14 protein-coding genes and 1 pseudogene are annotated in these 19,251 nt (G+C 65.4%); 7 read left to right on the forward strand and 8 right to left on the reverse strand.

Annotated elements, in window-relative coordinates:
- The first annotated feature begins 1 nt into the window (after position 1).
- From ACLB6G_RS03790 to pyc, 5 genes are all read left to right on the forward strand, one after another.
- Positions 2-1,417, forward strand: a complete 1,416-nt coding sequence (locus tag ACLB6G_RS03790; RefSeq protein ID WP_410354771.1) for an ATP-binding cassette domain-containing protein — start codon at positions 2-4, stop codon at positions 1,415-1,417.
- Positions 1,414-2,148: an ABC transporter ATP-binding protein gene (locus ACLB6G_RS03795; protein ID WP_410354772.1), complete on the forward strand. Its 735-nt coding sequence runs from the start codon at positions 1,414-1,416 to the stop codon at positions 2,146-2,148. The genes ACLB6G_RS03790 and ACLB6G_RS03795 overlap by 4 nt, the downstream gene beginning before the upstream one ends.
- 47 nt (positions 2,149-2,195) lie before the next feature.
- Positions 2,196-2,546 carry a DUF6867 family protein gene (locus tag ACLB6G_RS03800; RefSeq protein ID WP_410354773.1) on the forward strand — a complete coding sequence of 117 codons (351 nt, stop codon included), beginning with the start codon at positions 2,196-2,198 and terminating at the stop codon, positions 2,544-2,546.
- Between the two features lie 188 nt (positions 2,547-2,734).
- Positions 2,735-3,832 (forward strand): branched-chain amino acid ABC transporter substrate-binding protein, encoded by a 1,098-nt coding sequence (locus ACLB6G_RS03805; protein WP_410354774.1) that lies wholly within the window; start codon positions 2,735-2,737, stop codon positions 3,830-3,832.
- Positions 3,833-4,024: 192 nt separating this feature from the next.
- Complete coding sequence (gene pyc / locus ACLB6G_RS03810; RefSeq protein WP_410354775.1) at positions 4,025-7,486, forward strand: pyruvate carboxylase; 3,462 nt, start codon at positions 4,025-4,027, stop codon at positions 7,484-7,486.
- Between the two features lie 10 nt (positions 7,487-7,496).
- Here the strand turns inward: pyc and ACLB6G_RS03815 are convergent, their stop codons facing one another.
- Complete coding sequence (locus ACLB6G_RS03815) at positions 7,497-8,393, reverse strand: LysR family transcriptional regulator (RefSeq protein WP_410354776.1); 897 nt, start codon at positions 8,391-8,393, stop codon at positions 7,497-7,499.
- A gap of 98 nt (positions 8,394-8,491) precedes the next feature.
- Between ACLB6G_RS03815 and ACLB6G_RS03820 the strand changes: the two genes are divergently transcribed.
- Entirely contained in the window at positions 8,492-9,448 is a 957-nt protein-coding gene (locus ACLB6G_RS03820) for an NmrA family NAD(P)-binding protein (RefSeq protein ID WP_410354777.1), read from the forward strand.
- A 6-nt stretch (positions 9,449-9,454) separates the two neighbouring features.
- Here ACLB6G_RS03820 and ACLB6G_RS03825 read toward each other — a convergent pair whose 3' ends face one another.
- From ACLB6G_RS03825 to ACLB6G_RS03850, 6 genes and pseudogenes are all read right to left on the reverse strand, one after another.
- The gene (locus ACLB6G_RS03825) at positions 9,455-9,847 is read right to left on the reverse strand and encodes a GFA family protein (RefSeq protein ID WP_410354778.1); all 393 of its coding nucleotides are present in this window, start codon (positions 9,845-9,847) and stop codon (positions 9,455-9,457) included.
- Between the two features lie 23 nt (positions 9,848-9,870).
- Positions 9,871-10,020: a DUF3309 family protein gene (locus ACLB6G_RS03830; RefSeq protein WP_410354779.1), complete on the reverse strand. Its 150-nt coding sequence runs from the start codon at positions 10,018-10,020 to the stop codon at positions 9,871-9,873.
- A 362-nt stretch (positions 10,021-10,382) separates the two neighbouring features.
- Positions 10,383-13,472, reverse strand: a pseudogene (locus ACLB6G_RS03835) (efflux RND transporter permease subunit); the annotation flags it as partial.
- 12 nt (positions 13,473-13,484) lie between these two features.
- Positions 13,485-14,636, reverse strand: coding sequence for an efflux RND transporter periplasmic adaptor subunit (locus ACLB6G_RS03840; RefSeq protein ID WP_410354780.1), 1,152 nt, complete (start codon positions 14,634-14,636; stop codon positions 13,485-13,487).
- Positions 14,637-14,883: 247 nt separating this feature from the next.
- The gene (locus tag ACLB6G_RS03845) at positions 14,884-17,127 is read right to left on the reverse strand and encodes a xanthine dehydrogenase family protein molybdopterin-binding subunit (RefSeq protein WP_410354781.1); all 2,244 of its coding nucleotides are present in this window, start codon (positions 17,125-17,127) and stop codon (positions 14,884-14,886) included.
- A gap of 2 nt (positions 17,128-17,129) precedes the next feature.
- Positions 17,130-17,588, reverse strand: a complete 459-nt coding sequence (locus tag ACLB6G_RS03850) for a (2Fe-2S)-binding protein (RefSeq protein WP_410354782.1) — start codon at positions 17,586-17,588, stop codon at positions 17,130-17,132.
- An 86-nt stretch (positions 17,589-17,674) separates the two neighbouring features.
- Between ACLB6G_RS03850 and ACLB6G_RS03855 the strand changes: the two genes are divergently transcribed.
- Entirely contained in the window at positions 17,675-18,247 is a 573-nt protein-coding gene (locus ACLB6G_RS03855) for a TetR/AcrR family transcriptional regulator (RefSeq protein ID WP_410354783.1), read from the forward strand.
- A 25-nt stretch (positions 18,248-18,272) separates the two neighbouring features.
- Here ACLB6G_RS03855 and ACLB6G_RS03860 read toward each other — a convergent pair whose 3' ends face one another.
- On the reverse strand, positions 18,273-19,061 hold the full coding sequence (locus ACLB6G_RS03860; RefSeq protein WP_410354784.1) for a 3-hydroxybutyrate dehydrogenase: 789 nt from the start codon (positions 19,059-19,061) through the stop codon (positions 18,273-18,275).
- Between the last annotated feature and the right edge of the window lie 190 nt (positions 19,062-19,251).

Raw genomic sequence — 19,251 nt, forward strand, 5'->3', positions numbered from 1 at the left:
CATGGCCGAGGCGATGGACATCAAGGCCGCCGGCGCGGCCGCGAACTGGGACGCCGATCCCGTGCTGACGGTCGAACACCTGACGATGCGGTTCGGCGGCCTGGTGGCGATCAACGACCTGTCGTTCAATGTCGGGCGCGGCGACATCACCGCGCTGATCGGCCCGAACGGCGCGGGCAAGACGACCGTCTTCAACTGTGTGACCGGTTTCTACAAGCCCACGGAAGGGCGCATCGTGATGCGTCACGGGCCGGGCCGGCAACCGGAAGCCGTAGAGGCGCTTACCGGCACCAACCGGCAATGGGACAAGACAGAAAACGGCGCGGTGTTCCTTTTGGAGCGGATGCCCGATTTCGAGATCTCGGCGCGGGCCAAGGTCGCGCGCACCTTCCAGAACATCCGGCTTTTCGGCGGCATGACGGTTCTGGAGAACCTGCTGGTCGCCCAGCACAACATGCTGATGGACGCGTCCAGTTTCACGATCGGCGGCCTGCTCGGCCTCGCCGGCTACCGCAAGGCGGAGAAGAGCGCCATCGACAAGGCGGTCTACTGGCTGGAGCGTACGCGCCTGATCGACCGTGCCGACGATCCGGCAGGCGATCTGCCCTATGGAGCCCAGCGGCGCCTGGAAATCGCGCGCGCCATGTGCTCCCAGCCGCATCTCTTGTGCCTCGACGAACCCGCGGCCGGCCTGAATCCGCGTGAATCGGCGGAACTGAACGAACTGCTCCAGTATATCCGCGGCGAGCACAAGACGTCGGTCCTGCTGATCGAGCACGACATGGGCGTCGTGATGGAAATCTCGGACCATGTCGTCGTTCTCGACTACGGCCAGAAGATCTCCGACGGCAGCGCCGAAGCGGTGCGCAACGATCCGAAAGTCATCGCAGCCTATCTGGGCGTCGACGACGAGGAGGAAATCGACGATCCGGAAATCCTGGAGGATCTCAAGGAGGTCAAGCACGCCGACGCTTCGAAGGCCGACGACCGGAAACGGCCCCAATCGCCGATGGCGGCGATGAGCGCCCATGCGGCAACCGGCGAGATGCCGGCAGGGACCGGCGGAGCGGCCGGCAAGGCGGAAGCCGGGCTTCCCGGAAGCAAGCCGGCCGTGCTCGCGTCGGCCCAGGGCGATGCCGACAACCTGACGCGCATCAAGGGCGTGGGCCCGGCCAACGAGAAGAAGCTGAATGCGCTCGGCATCTTCCACTTCTCCCAGATCGCGGCCTGGTCGGCGGCGGAAGCCGAATGGGTGGGCGCCTACCTGGCCTTCCCCGGGCGCATCGAGCGCGAGGACTGGATCGGCCAGGCCAAACAGCTTGCCGAAGGAGGCGATACCGAATTTTCGCGGCGCGTCGACGCCGGCAAGGTGTCCACCAGCCGCGCTGGCAAGGGCAAGACAGGGGGCAAGGCATGAGCGACCAGACCGACCTGATGCTCCAGGTGCGCGGCGTGGAGACCTATTACGGCAAGATCATCGCGCTCAAGGGCGTGGATGTCGATGTCCATCGCGGCGAGATCGTCACCCTGATCGGCGCCAATGGCGCGGGCAAGTCGACCCTGATGATGACGATCTGCGGCAAGCCGCAGGCGCGCACGGGCCAGATCCTCTACGACGGACAGGACATCACGACCATGCCGACGCACGAGATCATGCGGCTCGGCATCGCGCAATCGCCGGAGGGCCGGCGCATCTTTCCGCGCATGACCGTGATGGAAAACCTGCAGATGGGCGCCTCGCTCGTCGATGACAGGCATTTCGACGACGACCTCCGGAAGGTGTTCGAGTTGTTTCCGCGCCTCAAGGAGCGCATCTCGCAGCGCGGCGGCACGCTTTCGGGCGGCGAGCAGCAGATGCTGGCCATCGCGCGGGCGCTGATGAGCCGGCCGAAACTGCTTCTCCTCGACGAACCGTCGCTTGGCCTGGCTCCGTTGATCGTCAAGCAGATCTTCGATGCCATCCGCGACCTGAACCGGAACGAGCGGCTGACGGTCTTCCTCGTCGAGCAGAATGCATTCCACGCGCTGAAGCTGGCGCATCGCGGCTATGTCATGGTCAATGGCGTGGTCACCATGTCCGGCACCGGCCAGGAATTGCTCAAGCGCGAGGAAGTGCGCGCCGCGTATCTGGAGGGCGGCCGCCACTGAGCGGCGCCCGCATCGAACGAAAAGGCCTCGGGCCGAAGGGGAACGGGATGGAACATACGCCGTCGCTGCTCTGGGAAGTCAGCTTCTTCGAGTTTTTCGTCGTGACCTGCGTGCTGGGCGGCGGAGCCGCCTTCATGACAGGGCGCGCGGTGGCGCAAACATGGCGGCCCATGGCAAGCTTCGCCATCTACCTCGTGTTGCTGGCAGCCGCGGTGCGCTTCATCCATTTTTCGCTCTTCGAGGGCAACCTGATCGCGCCCTGGTACTATCTGGTCGACCTGGCCGTGCTGGTGATCATCGGCTATGCCGGATACCGCTATACGCGGGCCGGCCAGATGGCCGAACAATACCGTTTCGCCTTCTCGCGCAGCGGCCCGCTCGCCTGGAAGAGGCGTTGAGCGCATCCCGGCATCCCGGTTAAGCCTGTTGGAAAAAGAAACAAAAACAGGGATGCAGGGCGCTTTATTTCCGTTTCGTTTTGGGCTTTGATATCGCTCAAGCGGATCGGAAATCCGCATAGCCGGCAGCTGGATACCCACCCGCCGCGCCGGCCTGAAAACCGTTAAGGGTGCAAATGGGAGTCATCATGAAAAAGGCACTTCTTGCTGGCGTTGCGCTGAGCTTCGCTTTCTCCACCCCGGCGCTCGCCGAGATCGTCATCGCCACGGCGGGTCCGATGACCGGCCAGTACGCCTCCTTCGGCGAGCAGATGAAGACCGGCGCCGAACAGGCCGTCGCCGACATCAACGCCGCCGGCGGCATCAATGGCGAAATGCTGAAGCTGGAAGTCGGTGACGACGCCTGCGATCCGAAGCAGGCCGTTGCGGTGGCCAACCAGTTCGCCGGCCAGGGCGTGGTCTTCGTGGCCGGCCATTTCTGCTCCGGTTCGTCGATCCCGGCCTCCGCCGTCTATGCCGACGAAGGCATCGTGCAGATCTCGCCGGCCTCCACCAACCCGAAGTTCACCGACGAACGTCCGGGACCGGGCGTCTTCCGCGTCTGCGGCCGTGACGACCAGCAGGGCGACGTTGCGGGCAAGTACCTCAAGGACAATTTCGGCGACCAGAAGATCGCCTTCGTCCATGACAAGACCGCTTACGGCAAGGGCCTTGCCGACGCCACGATGGCGGCCTTCGAGGCTGCCGGCGGCACGCCGGCCCTCTATGAAGCCTACACCGCCGGTGAAAAGGACTATTCGGCGCTCATTTCCAAGCTGAAGGCCGAAGGCGTCAGCGTCCTGTATGTGGGCGGCTACCACACCGAAGCCGGCCTGATGGCCCGCCAGGCCAAGGAGCAGGGCATGGATCTGCAGCTCGTCTCCGGTGACGCCCTCGTCACCGACGAGTACTGGGCGATCACCGGCGATGCCGGCGAAGGCACGCTGATGACCTTCTCGCCGGATCCGCGCGGCTATCCGGAAGCCAAGGCTGTCGTGGACAAGCTGGAAGCTGCCGGCAAGACCACCGAAGGCTACGTGCTCTACACCTACGCCGCGATCCAGGCCTGGGCCGACGCCGTCAAGGCGGCCGGTTCGACCGATTTCGATCCGGTGGTCAAGGCGCTCAACGAAGGTGACTTCAACACGGTTCTCGGGTCGCTGTCCTTCGACGACAAGGGCGACGTCTCGCTGCCGGGCTACGTCTTCTACGAGTGGTCTGACGGCAAGTACACCCAGATGAACTGATCCGGCCTTTCCGAGGCCAGACAGGACCCGGTCCCTTTCGAGGGGCCGGGTTTTCTGTTTCAGGGGGCGTCCGGGGCCGATTGCCGCTGGAAATGTCCGGCAAACAATCATACGAATGCTTTACCGTTTTGCATTGCAACACGGACTGCGCTATGAATACGAATTCAAACGATTTAAACGGAGATTTCCGCCTTGGCCATCCGCAAGATCCTTGTCGCGAACCGATCCGAAATCGCCATCCGCGTCTTTCGCGCCGCCAATGAACTCGGCCTCAGAACGGTCGCGATCTGGGCCGAGGAGGACAAGTATTCGCTGCACCGTTTCAAGGCGGACGAGAGTTACCAGATCGGGCGCGGGCCGCATCTGGACCGCGATCTCGGTCCCATCGAGGCCTATCTGTCGATCGACGAGGTGATCCGCGTCGCGCGCCTTTCCGGCGCCGATGCCATCCATCCCGGTTACGGCCTGTTGTCGGAGAGCCCCGAATTCGCCGAGGCCTGCGCGGCCAACGGCATCGTCTTCATCGGCCCGAAGCCGGAGACGATGCGGCGTCTTGGCAACAAGGTCGCTGCGCGCGATCTCGCCGTCGAGATCGGCGTGCCGGTTGTTCCGGCCACGCCGCCGCTGCCCGACGACATGGACCGTGTGCGCGCCATGGCCGAGGAGGTCGGCTTCCCGGTCATGCTGAAAGCCTCCTGGGGTGGTGGCGGACGCGGCATGCGCGTCATCCGTTCGGCGGCAGACCTGGAGCGCGAGGTGCGCGAGGCGAAGCGCGAGGCGAAGGCGGCCTTCGGTAAGGACGAGGTCTATCTGGAAAAGCTGGTCGAGCGGGCGCGTCATGTCGAGGTGCAGGTGCTTGGGGACACGCATGGCAATGCCGTGCACCTGTTCGAGCGCGACTGTTCCATACAGCGGCGCAACCAGAAGGTCGTGGAGCGGGCGCCGGCGCCCTATCTCGACGACGCCCGGCGCCAGGAACTGGCCGGACATGCGCTGAAGATCGCCAGGGCCACCGATTATGTCGGCGCCGGCACGGTGGAATTCCTCATGGATGCCGACACCGGTGCCTTCTATTTCATCGAGGTCAATCCGCGCATCCAGGTGGAGCATACGGTGACGGAGGAAGTCACCGGCATCGACATCGTCAAGGCGCAGATCCACCTTCTCGAAGGTGCGGCCATCGGTACGCCGGAATCGGGCGTTCCCGCGCAGGAGCACATCTGGCTCAACGGCCACGCCCTGCAATGCCGGATCACGACGGAAGATCCCGAACAGAACTTCATTCCCGACTATGGCCGCATCACCGCCTATCGCGGCGCGACCGGCTTCGGCATCCGGCTGGATGGCGGCACGGCCTATTCCGGAGCGGTCATCACACGGTTCTACGATCCGCTGCTGGAAAAGGTCACGGCCTGGGCGCCGACGGCCGACGAGGCGATCCTGCGCATGGACCGGGCGCTGCGCGAATTCCGCATCCGCGGCGTGGCGACAAATCTCACCTTTCTGGAAGCCATCATCGGCCATCCGCATTTCCGCGACAATTCCTACACGACGCGGTTCATCGATTCGACGCCGGAACTCTTCAGCCAGGTAAAACGGCGCGACCGGGCCACCAAGCTGCTCAACTACATCGCGGACGTGTCGGTGAACGGCCACCCGGAAGCACGCGGGCGGCCGATGCCGAAAGCCGATGCCGCGCCGCCGGTCCTGCCCTTCGTGGGCGGCAACGTGCCGGAAGGCACGAAGCAGCGCCTCGACCGGGACGGGCCGGAAAAGTTTGCCGCGTGGATGCGCGCCGAAACGCGGGTGCTGATGACGGACACGACCATGCGCGACGGGCACCAGTCGCTTCTGGCAACGCGGATGCGCACGCATGACATCGCCCGCATCGCCGGCACCTATGCCCGCGCGCTGCCGCAACTGCTGTCGCTGGAATGCTGGGGCGGGGCGACCTTCGACGTCTCGATGCGCTTCCTGACCGAGGATCCGTGGGAACGCCTCGCGCTGATCCGGGAAGGAGCGCCGAACCTGCTGCTCCAGATGCTGCTGCGCGGGGCCAACGGCGTCGGCTACACCAATTATCCCGACAATGTGGTCAAGCATTTCGTGCGCCAGGCGGCGGCCGGCGGTGTGGACCTGTTCCGCGTGTTCGACTGCCTGAACTGGGTGGAGAACATGCGCGTCTCGATGGACGCGGTGCGCGAGGAGGGCAAGCTGTGCGAAGCGACGATCTGCTATACTGGCGATCTGCTGGATGCCGGCCGTCCGCAATATGACCTGAAGTACTACCTGTCGCTCGCCCGCGACCTCGAGAAGGCCGGGGCGCACATCATCGCGGTCAAGGACATGGCGGGCCTGCTGAAGCCCGCCGCGGCGCGTGTCCTTTTCAAGGCGTTGCGCGAGGAAACCGGCCTGCCGATCCATTTCCACACGCATGACACATCCGGCATCTCGGCGGCGACGGTGCTGGCGGCGGTCGATTCCGGGGTCGATGCCGTGGACGCGGCCATGGATGCGCTGTCGGGCAACACGTCGCAGCCCTGCCTCGGCTCCATCGTGGAGGCGCTCAAGGGTTCCGGGCGCGATCCGGGACTCGATCCGGAATGGATCCGGCGCATCTCCTTCTACTGGGAAGCAGTGCGCAACCAGTATGCCGCCTTCGAGAGCGACCTCAAGGGGCCGGCTTCCGAGGTCTACCTGCACGAGATGCCCGGCGGGCAGTTCACCAACCTGAAGGAACAGGCGCGGTCGCTGGGCCTGGAAACGCGCTGGCACGACGTCGCGCGCGCCTATCACGACGCCAACCTGATGTTCGGCGACATCGTCAAGGTGACGCCGTCCTCCAAGGTGGTGGGCGACATGGCGCTGATGATGGTGAGCCAGGATCTATCCGTCGCCGACGTGGAGAACCCGCAGAAGGACATCGCCTTCCCGGATTCGGTGGTGTCCATGCTCAAGGGCGACCTCGGCCAGCCGCCGGCCGGATGGCCGGAAGGGCTGCAGAAGAAGGCGCTGAAAGGCGAGAAGCCCTATACCGAGCGGCCCGGCGCCCTGCTCGCCGACGCCGACCTCGATGCCATGCGCGCGGAACTGGAGGAAAAGCTCGGCCGCGAGGTCACCGAGTTCGAGTTCGCCTCCTGGCTGATGTATCCGAAGGTCTTTACCGATTTCGCCAATGCGCAGGAGGAATACGGTCCGGTCAGCGTGCTGCCGACCCCGGTCTATTTCTACGGTATCGAGCAGGAACAGGAGATCTTCGTCGACCTGGAAAAGGGCAAGACGCTGGTCATACGTTGCCTGGCCATCGGCGATACGGACGAGAAAGGCATGCGCACGGTCTTCTTCGAGCTCAATGGCCAGCCGCGCCGGGTGAAGGTGCCGGACCGCATCCATGGCGCATCGGCCGCCAAGACGCGGCCCAAGGCCGATGCGGGCAACGAGACCCATGTCGGCGCGCCGATGCCGGGCGTCATCTCCACCGTGGCGGTCTCGGCAGGCCAAGCGGTGAAGGCGGGCGACGTGCTGGTGTCCATCGAGGCCATGAAGATGGAAACGGCGCTTCACGCCGAGCGCGACGGCACGGTCGCGGACGTGCTGGTGCAGTCCGGCGACCAGATCGACGCCAAGGACCTGCTTGTCCGTTTCGAGGGGTGAGCGGGGCTGATCACCGGCCCGTCGACAGCGGCAGTGCGGTCAGGGCATCGGCCACGAAGTCGTAGGCGCGGCGGATGCGCAGGCTCGTTCGCAGTTCCCGGTGGACGGCGAGATACATGGGCAGGGGCTCAAGCGGCAGGTCGGGCAGGACGCGCACGACATGGGGCGATTTCAGGCCGGCATACAACTGGTTGAAGCCGATCCCGGCACCGGCTTCGGCCAGCCGCCAGTGCAGCACCTGGTCGTCGGTGCGCACGGGAAAGAAGTCTCGTGTGACTGCGTGGCCGAGTTGTGCGAACCCCCGGATCATCAGGTCGTCGCGGTCGTAGCCGAGAACGGTGTGGTTCAGCAGGTCGGTTGCGCTTTCAAGCGGCGGCGCAGTTTCCAGATAGGACGGCGCGGCGAAGGCGCCCATGGCGACATCGGCGACCTTGCGGGCAATCAGTTCGCCCTGTGCCGGTTGTGTCATGCGGATGGCGATATCGGCGTCACGGGTCAGCAGGTTCTGGATCGCATTGGAGGCGACGATTTCCACCTCTAGCCGGGGCTCCGCCCGGCGCAGGGCGGTCACGATATCGGGCAAGAGGAAATGCGCCACGATCTGGCTGGCGGCGATGCGCACCGCCCCGGCCACCTCCTGCGCAGCGCCGGTCGCCGTCATCGACAGGGCAGCGGTATCGGCGGCAATGCGGCGGGCGTGGTCAAGCAATGCCGTCCCGGCATTCGTCAGCGCCATGCCACGCGGCAGGCGTTCGAACAGGGTGACGCCGAGGCGGCCTTCCAGTTCCGCCATGTGGCGGCCAAGGGTCGGCTGGCTGGCCTTCAGGCGGCGTGCTGCGGCCGAGAGCGAACCGGTTTCGGCAACGGCGAGGAAACTCTTGACCAGATTCCAGTCAAAATCGTCCATCCATTCATTCCTGAATAGCTAATCTGCATATAATTCCAATTTCCATGCATCAATAGCAGGTTTATCTCCTCTGCATCAACGAACAAAGGAGACAGACCATGGCGACCATCGCAATCATCGGAGCAGCAGGGCATATCGGGTTCACGGCCGGAGAGGCATTTGTGCAGGCCGGTTGGACGGTGAAGGGTATCGGGCGCGGCACGCGGGTCTCGGAAATGCCGGCAGGCGTCGTGCCGGTGGCCGGCGATGCCCATGACGCGGCCAGCCTGACAGCGGCAACACGGGGCGCGGATGTCATCCTGCATGCCGCGAACCCGGCCTATGACAAGTGGGAGACCACCGTATTGCCCATGGTGGAAAACGCGATCGCGGCGGCCAAGGCCCATGGTGCAACGCTGATGATTCCCGGCAATGTCTACAATTTCGGCCTGGAGATCGGCATGGGCATGGATGAGGACGCGCCGCAAAATGCCTCGACGGACAAGGCGCGCATCCGCATCGCCATGGAGGAACGGCTGGAACGTGCCACGCGGGAGGAGGGCGTCCAGGTCATCATCCTGCGGGCCGGCGATTTCTACGGCGGACCGAAGGGCGGGACCTGGCTCGACCTCATGATCCTGAAGGATCTCAAGAAGGACAGGTTCACCTGGCCCGGACCGTGGACCCTGCCGCATGCCTTTGCCTATCTGCCGGACCTGGCGCGGGCGTTCGTGGCCTTGGCGGAGCGGCGCGCCGAACTCGGGCGGTTCGAACGCTTCCACTTCGCGGGCCACACGCTGACGGGCGAGCAGATGCTCGCAGCCGCGGAACAGGCGGCCGGACGCCGCCTGAAGCGGGCCGATGTCAACTGGACCATGCTGAAACTGGTTGGCCTGTTCATGCCGGTGGTGCGGGAAGTGGTGAAGATGAACTATCTGTGGCGCACCGCCCATTCGCTGGACGGTGCGCGGCTGGAAGCGCTCGCCGGCCCGCAGCAAGTCACACCGCCGGCAGCGGCGCTGCGTCAGGCGATTGCCGACCAGCATCTCGACGGACCGGCACGGCGTGCCGCCTGACAGGCCTCAATCCTCGGAGCGGCCTTGGCCTGTGCGGTCGCGCTCATAGCGGTTGGCGAGCGGGAATGGTGGCAGCCACGATTCGCGGCGTATGGTCCATAACTCATAGGTCGGACGAAACTGGTCCGGCGCATCGAGGCTGCCCAGATTGATCTCGATTTCATCACCGGACATTCCGAACAGCGTGGAGCCGCAACGCGGACAGAAGAACCTGCCGCCATAGTCACGTGTCTCGCCCTGGATGGTGACCGCGTATAGCGGGAATACGGCGGAGGCATGAAACAGGGCGCCGTGATGCTTGCGGCAATCCAGACAGTGGCACAGACCCACCCGATAGGGGGACCCTTCTGCTTCAATGCGTACGCTGCCGCAAAGACAACTGCCGGTCACACGGTCCATGGCTGGTCTCCAGCGGCCGCTCCTCAGATGCGACCGAGCAGCATGAGGATGAGCACGATCAGCAGGATCGTGCCGATGATGCCAAGCGGCGCGTTGCCGAAACGGCCACGCGCGGGAATCGCGCCGATGAGCAGCAGGATGAGGATGACGAGAAGGATGGTGCCGAGTGACATGGACGTTTCCTGTTCCGGTTGGTCGGGCGGAACGGGAACGGTCGTGAGGGGCAGTTGGTTCCCTTCTATTCGGCCGCGCCCGGTGCGCCCAGCGCGTCAGCGTCCGTTTCCGCAGCCTGCCTTGCGGAGGCCGCTTCCGGAGTGGCGGGCCCCGGCGCCGGTTCGTCGAGGCCGAGCCAGCGGCGCAGGCGGGCGCTCTTCCAGATCATGCGGGAGAGCATCAACGCGGCGACGAATGCAATGACGGGCGCCACAAGCCGGCCATTGCCCTGCAGCGCCGACAGGGCGGCAAGCCCGCCGGCGGCGGCCGCGCCCCAGATGGCGAGCGTGGCAAGCATCGCCAGCCCGAAACGCCACGGCCTGCCCCGCATGCGGCGGAAGAAGCGGTAGACGCTGGAATCGTGCGAGCGCGTGACGATCATCAGCATGGACGGCGTCACGATCAGCGTCAGCACGGTGGAGAAGGCGAGGCCGAAGACGATGGCCGAAGACAGCGCGATCCACCATTGCGTCGAGGGCGCGCCGACCGTGGTCTCGTGGTTCAGCAGTTCGAGGTTCCAGCCGAAGGCGATCGGCAGCACGCCGAGAATGGCGGTCACCGCCGTGAGCATGACCGGCCGGACGCGTTCGCGGCAGGTCTGGATGATGGCGTCCACCTTGTCCATGCCCTGTTCGTGGCGCAGGTGATCATAGGTGTCGATGAGCACGATGTTGTTGTTCACCACGACGCCGGCGAGCGCGATGATCCCGATTCCGGTCATGACCACGCCGAAGGGCTGGCCCATGATCAGCAGGCCGAGCAAAACGCCGATGGTCGACATGACGACGGCGGTGAGCACGAGGGCGACCGACAGGAACCGGTTGAACTGGGCGAGCAGGACGGTGAAGATGAGCGCCATGGCGGCGGCGAAGGCCTTGGTCAGGAATTCCCCGGCCGCCCTCTGCTCCTCGTCCTCGCCGGCGAGTTTCCAGCGGATGCCGCGTTCGGCAAGGTCCAGGCCTTCCATCTTGGCGATGACGGCCTGGCGCACCTTGTCGGCCTGCACGCCCTCGGTGATCCCGGCCTGGACCGTGATCGTGCGGGTGCCGTCGATACGGTTGAGCGTGCCGGTGCGCTGGGCGGGCTTGCGGGTGACGAAGTTGGAAATCGGCACCGAACCCTGGGCCGTCTCGACGCGCAACTGGTCGAGCGTGGCGAGCGTGCGGCGGTCTTCGGGCAGCCGCAGCCGGATGTCCACGGCATCGTCGGCGCCGGCAGGCCGGTAGTCCGACAGTTTCAGGCCGGTGGTGACGAGCTGGACGACCGTGCCGACCGAGGCCGGACCGATGCCGTATTGCGCGGCCAGCGTGCGGTCGACCTGAAGCTCCCAGTCGATGCCGGGCGACGGCATTCCGTCGGAAATGTCGATGACATCGGGCACCGTTTCCAGCATCGCGGCCACGTCGCGGGCAGCATCGTTGAGGCCGGCCGGATTGTCGCTCGACAGGCGAAGCTGGATCGCCTTGCCGGTTGGCGGACCGGCCTGGGGCACGGAGACCTCTATTTCCACACCGGGAATGCCGCGCATGGCGACGCGCAGGTCTGCCAGGATCTCGGAGGCCGGCTTGCGCTCACGCCAGTCGACGAATTCGTACTGGATCACGCCGACGACGTCCTCGTCGACCTGCGCGCCGCCCGCGCCCTGAACCGAGCCGACGCGGGTGTAGACGGTTTCGATGCCCGGCCAGCCGAGAATGCGCTCTTCCGCGCGCCGCGTCGCCGCATCCTGTTCCTCAAGCGAGAGATTGCCTCGGGCATGGACATAGAGAAGCCCGTATTCCGGCTCGACATCGGGGAAGAACTCGACGCCGGAACCGTATTTGCCGTAAGCCATCGGCACCGCGACAAGCAGGCCGAGCGATGCCGTCATGACGATGAACGGGTGGCGGATGGCGCGCTTGGCCACCCACATGTAGAGCCCGTCGCGGCCTGACGGCTCGGCGACCTGACGGCTGGCGAACAGCGCGCCGAGCGTGGGCGTGAAGATCAACGCATAGACCAGCGAGGCCGAAAGCGTGGCGATCAGCGTGATCGGCATGTATTTCATGAACTCGCCGACCACGCCTGGCCAGAACAGCAGGGGCGAGAAGGCCGCGATGCGGGTCATGGTGGAGGCGATGACGGGACCCGCCATGCGCTGGGCGGCGAGCGCGAAGGCCTGCCGCTTGTCCATGCCCTCGCTCATGCGCCGTTCGGCGAATTCGGTGACGATGATGGCGTCATCGACCAGCATGCCGACCGCCAGGATGAGGCTGAACAGCACGACGATGTTGACGGTGAGGCCGGCCAGGGATAGGCCCAGTATGCCCATCAGGAAGGAGGCGGGGATGGCCAGGCCGATCAGCAGGGAGGCGCGCCCCGACAGGGCGTAGAGGATGACGATGAAGACCAGGATGACGGCGGTCAGGACCGAGTTCTGCAGGTCGCCCAGCAACTGGCGGATGGTCGTCGACTTGTCCTGGCTGAACGCCACCTCGGCGCCGGGGGGGAGCAGGGCCTTGAAGTCGTTGGCGACGGCCTTCACGGCGTCCACGGTCTCGACAAGGTTTGCGCCGGTGCGCTTGGACACCTCGATGGCGATGGCCGGCTTGCCGTTGAGGCGCGTGATCGTCTCGGCGTCCTTGAATGTGGAGCGGATGGTGGCGAGATCGCGGGCGCGCACCACGGCATTCGGTCCGGCGACGATTGGCAGGTTGGCCACATCCTCCACCGTTTCGATGAGCGAGGGCACCTTGACGGCATACTTGCCCTGGTCGCCCTGCAATTGCCCCGCGGCGACGAGCGAGTTGTTGGCATTGACGCCGGCGATCATCTGGTCGAGGCGCAGGCCGTAGGAGGACAGCTTGACGGGATCGATGATCACCTCGACGAGGTCGTCGCGGGCGCCGCGCAAGGCGGCTTCCAGCACGCCGTTGACCTCCTCGATCCGGTCGCGCAGTTCGCGCGCGGCGGCGGTCAGGGCGCGTTCGGGCACGTCACCGGACAGGGTGACGACCAGAACGGGAAACTCGGAAATGTTGACCTCGTTGACGCTGGGCTCGTCGGCGCCATCGGGCAGGTCCGGCTTGGCATCGTCAACCTTGTTGCGCACATCGTCCAGCGCCTTGCCGAGATCCGCGCCGGCCTGGAACTCGACGATCACGTTGCCGCCGCCCTGGTAGGCGGTCGACCGCATTTCCTTGACGCCGGTGATGCTTTTCAGCCGCGTCTCGACGGGGCGCAGCAGCAGGCGCTCGGCATCCTCCGGCGATATGCCCTGGTAGTGCAGCGAGACATAGATGATCGGGATCTGGACATCCGGCTCGGCTTCCTTGGGAATCGAGACATAGGCCATCGCGCCCGCGACGAGCAGGAACAGAAGGACGGAAATGGTCAGCCGCGCATTGCGGATGGCGACGCCGACAAGGCCCATGGCGCGCTCCCGTCAGTTGATGGCCTGGCGGCCGGCCAGGCGTTGCAGCATCTCCATGTCGGCAGGGACGGCATTGATCGGCTCGCCGTCGCTGACGAGGTCCTGGCCTGCCACGATGATGCGGGCATCGTCCGGCACCCCGGCCAGAACAAGGCCTTCTGGCGTGTCGTCGACGAGATCGATGGGCACGAAACCGGCCTTGCCGTCACCGGTCGCCACACGGACGCCCAGATCGCCGCTGTCCGAAAGCGTCACCACCGAGCGCGGCAACCTGACGGCCTTGACCGGGTCCGTCTTCAGCGTGATCTCCGCGGTCATGCCCGCCGGAATCGCGCCGTCGGGATTGGGTATCGCGATCTCGACGGGAAATGTCCGTGTCGCGGTGCTTGCCTGACGGGAGATGTAGCGGATGGTGCCTTCGACCGTGTCACCGGAAATGAGACGGACCTCCGCGGTATCGCCGATTCCGATATGGCCGAGATCGCGCTCGGACACTTCGCCGGCGGCGATCACCGGATCGAGCGACAGGAGCGTTGCGACCGCCGCGCCCTGCTGGACGGAACTGCCGAGTTCCACGGACACCTTGTCGATGATGCCGGAAAAGGGCGCGCGCAGTTCGAAGCGCGACAGTTCGGCCTGCGCCTGTTCAAGCTGGGACCGTGCGTTGGCAAGCGCCGAGCGGGCGGTTTCCAGTTGCAGTTTCGGCAGGCTGCCCTGGCGGGCGAGACGCTCGGACGCCTCGAATTCCTTCTCGCGCTGGGCCAGAACGGCACGGGCGGATTCCACCGCCGCGGCCTTGCCCTCGTTGTCGAGTGACAGGATGAGATCGCCTTCCTGCACGCGCTCGCCCTGCGAGACCGGCAATTCGGCGATGATGCCGGCCGCGCGCGTGGCGATTTCTGCCCTCTTGTCGGGTTCGGTCTGGCCGGAAATGCGGATGGCGCGGTTGTGCCGGATGAAGGGTGGATTTATGACGGCCACGGTCTTGAGTTCGCGCGGCGGTTCGGCGCGTTCCACCGGCGCGCCGCCGTCCGGCTTCACGGACGCTGTCGCCTCATCGTGGGCGGCGGAGCCGACCGAAGAGAATTCGCCCGTCGCCACCCATGCCGCCGACGCGGCCAGCACGACGAAGGCGGCAATCCGGTGAAAGGGAAATCGAGCCATGGGTTCCGTCCGTTCCGGCCTTTCCGTGCGCCCCGTTCTCCGGGGCACGGCCGTTTCCGGGCCCCTGAGTTGTCCGATGTGGCTATTGGCGGGGCCCGCTGCAAGTCCGCGTTGATATCATGCTTGTGCGACGCACAAAAGATGCAGGCGGTAACTCTCCTGACCGCTTCCGGCGCCGATCCCACCCATGGTTACGCAATTGCAACGCAACGGGATCAACGGTGCATGGCGCTTTCCTGCAGAAACCTCACGCGAAATCGACGAACTTGCTGAACGGCATTTCACGCAGCCGCGTTCCGGTGGCGGCGAAGATCGCGCCGGCGAGCGCCGGAGCGGCGGGCGGCACGGGTGGTTCGCCAATGCCCAGCACCTTCTGGCCGTTCTCCAGTCCGCGCACCTCGATCACCGGGCACTGGTAAAAACGCATGCCCTCGAAATCGTGGAAATTGGTCTGGTCGGCAACGCCATCGGTGTAGGTGATTTCGCAATTCATCGCATGGCCAAGGCCGAAGATGACGCCGCCCTTGACGAGATTGTCGAAATTGACCGGATCGAGCACGGTGCCGACCTCCGCCGCGACCCAGACCCGGTCGATGCGGATGCCGTCTGCGGTGTCGCTCACCTCGATGACCTGCGCGCAATGGACGCCGAAGGATTTCGTCAGCGCCACGCCGCGGCCACGCCCGGCACCGGGCTGCGGGCCGGACCAGTCCGACATTTCCGCCACGGCTTCCAGCACCCGGCGGGCCAGCGGATCGCTGCACAGGCGCAGCCGCTCGGCCATGGGATCGGCGCCCGCCGCCGTTATCAGTTCGTCCAGCGCGGCGTTGTAGAAGAAGCCGTTGGAGGACGCGCCGACCGAGCGCCAGGAACTGATGGGCGCCAGTTCGGGAGCGCGATAGCCGGTCACCCGCTGATTGGGAATGGCGAAGGGCTGGTCCCAGGCGCCCGCGACGATCTGGCTGTCGGGACCTGCGACCGACAGGCCCTGGCGCGACATCTGGCTGGCCATGACAGACGGCATGGCGATGCCCAGATCGAGCGTTTCCACCTTGCCGTCGCGCACCGTGCCGCGCAGCCTAGCCATCGCGATCTGGCGCACGAAGTCATGGGTCATGTCCTCTTCGCGCGAATAGGTGAGCTTGACCGGCGTGCCCTTCATCTGCATCGCGATCTCGGCAGCCTGCTTGACAACTTCGTCTTCGAGGCGGTGGCCGAAGCTGCCGCCCATCATGTAGACGTGGACGCGCACCTTTTCCGCATCGATGCCGGTGATTCGGGCGACATTGGCCTGGGTGAAGCGCGGGATCTGTGTCCCGGTCCACACATCCACCGCGTCATCGGTGACACGGACGATGGCGCTGATGGGCTCAAGGGGCGCGTGTGCGAGATAGGGCGAACGGTATTCGGCCTCGACGGGCGCGCTTTCCGCGATGGCAATCTCAACGTCGCCATCATCGCGATTGCGGCTGTCCTGCCGGTCGGCGATGAAGGAATCGGCGAGGGCCTGCCAATGGCCCTCCATGGCCGCAGGAAAGGCTGCCTTGCCCCAGTTCGCCTTCACCGCGCTTGCGGCCTGGAAGGCGCGCCAGGTATTGTCGGCGACAATGGCGACGCCGCCCGTGACCGGGACAACGGCCTTCACGCCGCTCATTTTTTCCGCCTCCGAGGCATCGAAACCGTTGACCGGCCCGCCCTGCGCGGGATTGAGCAGCACGGTGGCGTGGACCATGCCGTCGATTTTCCCGTCGATGCCGTAGACCTGCGTGCCGGTGCACTTGGCGACCATGTCGATGCGCCGCATCGGCTTGCCGAGCAGCCGCCATTGGGACGGATCGCGCAGTGAAACCTCTTCCACGGGATCGATCGCTGCGGCGGCGGGGGCAAGTTCGACATAGGTCAGGCGGGATCCGTCCGGCAGGATCACCGTGCCCTGTTCCGTCCTGAGGCGCGATGCGGAGACGCCTGCCTGTTTCGCGGCGGCGGCCTTCAGCGTCTCGCGCGCGACCGCGCCGGCGATACGCAGTTTCTCGAACTGGTCCGGCACCGTGGTGGAGCCGCCTGTGATCTGCATGCCAATGAACTTCATGACCGCGGAGAGGCCGACCGTGGCGGCATTCTGCATCATGCCTGCGGAGGGAACCATGAAGTCGGCCGCCTCGGCGGCGAGTGCCGTGTTCCAGTAGGCCTTGTCGGGCGGACCGGGATCGACGCGCACCTGGTCGAGGTCGATATCCAGTTCCTCGGCCAGAAGCGCGGCCTGGACATGATAGGCACCCTGGCCCTTGTCGGCGCGCGGGGTGATGAGTGTCACGCCGTCGGCATCGATCTTCACATAAGGCGTGATGGCGGCCTCGCCGGCTTCCAGGTCATCCAGGAGCGGGTTTGCATAGGGCGCGCGGTAGCGCCAGACGCCGAAGGCCACGCCGCCTGCGATGGCGGCCGCGCCGACGAGAAGCGTGCGGCGGGTGATTGTCGCGATGCGTCCCATGATCAGACCCCCCGAAGCTTGCCGGCGGCCGACTTGACCGCCTCGCGGATGCGCGGATAGGTGCCGCAACGGCACAGGTTGCCTGACATCGCGTCGTCAATGTCGGCGTCGGACGGGTCCGGGTTGGATTCCAGGAAGGCGGCGGCGGCCATGATCTGGCCCGACTGGCAGTAGCCGCACTGGGCGACCTGGTGTTCGATCCATGCCGCCTGGACCGCATGGAGCGCATCCGGCGTGCCGAGGCCCTCGATCGTCGTGATCGCGCCTTCCACATCGCCCGCGTAAAGCTGGCAGGAACGCATCGCCACACCATCGACATGCACCGTGCAGGCGCCGCACTGGGCGATGCCGCAGCCGTATTTCGTGCCCGTCATGCCCAGTTCGTCGCGCAGGACCCAGAGCAGGGGCATATCCGGTTCGACATCGACCTCGACCGTTTTCCCATTGACCGTCAATTGCATGGCGGACCTCATTGTTTTCACGTTTTGACATTATTCGTCAAAATGTCAGATTGTCAACGGCCTTCCGGGGGTTTATGATTCAGTTCATGACATTGCCGATCCAGTCCGACAAACGCGCAGCCATCCTGCAAGCCGCCATCGCCCAGTTCATGGCGTACGGTTTTTCGCGCGTCACGATGGACGACATAGCGCAGGCGGCGGGCATGTCCCGGCCGGCGCTATACCAGTTCTTCCGCAACAAGCAGGATATCTACGAAGCCGGCGCGACCGCCATGCTGGACCAGTCGCTCGACGTCATGCGCGACGCGCTGGCGCGGCCCGGCAGCCTATCTGAGCGGATCGGGATGGCCATACGCGAAGGCATCCTCGACATGATGGCGCAGATGGAGGCCACGCCACACGGCGCGGAACTCATCGACATGAAGAGCGGCCTTTCGGCCGGCTGGCTCGACGGGTGGAAGGCGCGCAAGGTCGCGCTGCTGGCGCCGGTCTATGCCGAGGCCGGGGCGCAGGCGCCGCTCGACGGTGACGTGCTGGCAACCCAGCTTTCCGACTGGCTGGAGGGGATGAAAATGCGCGTGAAGGCGAAAAAGGATCGCGAGGACGCTCTGGAGCGCTTTCTCGCCATGCAGATGGCGGCGCTCAGCCCGGCCAGGTGAGGCCGCACCGGATCCGGTAATAGCCTCACAGTGCGGTCCAACCGCCGTCGATGGAGATCGTGGTTCCGGTGATCTGGGCGGCGGCATCGGAGCAAAGGAAGACGGCGGTGCCGCCGATTTCCTCCACTGTGGCGAATTCTCGCGTTGGCTGGCGCTGCAGTATCACCTTCTCGATCACCTCTTCGCGGCCCATTCCATGGGCCTTCATCTGGTCCTCGATCTGGCCTTCCACCAGCGGTGTCTTCACATAGCCCGGGCAGATGGCGTTGCAGGTGACGGCAACCCGGGCGTCGGCCATCTCCAGTGCCACGGTCTTTGTCAGGCCGACAATGCCGTGCTTGGCGGCGACATAGGCCGACTTGTAGGGCGAGGCGGTCAGGCCATGGGCCGATGCGATGTTGATGATGCGGCCCCAGCCGGCCGCCTTCATCATCGGCGCCACGGCAGCGATCGCGTGAAAGGCGGAGGAGAGGTTGATGGCGATGATGCCGTCCCATTTCGCGGGCGGGAAATCCTCGATCCTGGCCACATGCTGGATGCCGGCATTGTTGACGAGAATGTCGACGGTGCCGAACGTGCTGGCCGCCTTTTCGACCAGGCCGCGGCACTGGTCCGGCTTGGCCATGTCGGCCTGGACATAGATCGCCTTGACCCCGTGGGCACCGGCGATGGCGGCGGCGATGGCGTGGTCCTCGTCATTGTCGGAGAAGGAATTGACGACGACGTTGCATCCGCTGGCCGCCAGCGCGTGGGCCACGCCCAGGCCGATGCCCGAGGTGGACCCGGTGATGACGGCGGTTCGGCTGATCGGCATGACGTATTCCTCGCTGTTTGCATTGCAGCGCGGAGAATATTGCAGCGCAGCGAGAGGTCAACTCGGCAACCGGCATTTCGTTTGCCGCGATAGCGTTGTGTTCCGTTCCCCTTTCGCGGCCACCGTTGACAAGCGGCACGCGCGCGGCCACATCCATGGTCACAAGTGATGCCCGAAGTCCGGCAGGATC

The sequence above is a fragment of the Zhengella sedimenti genome (genome assembly GCF_046506625.1).
GTDB classification, from domain to species: Bacteria; Pseudomonadota; Alphaproteobacteria; order Rhizobiales; family Rhizobiaceae; genus Zhengella; species Zhengella sedimenti.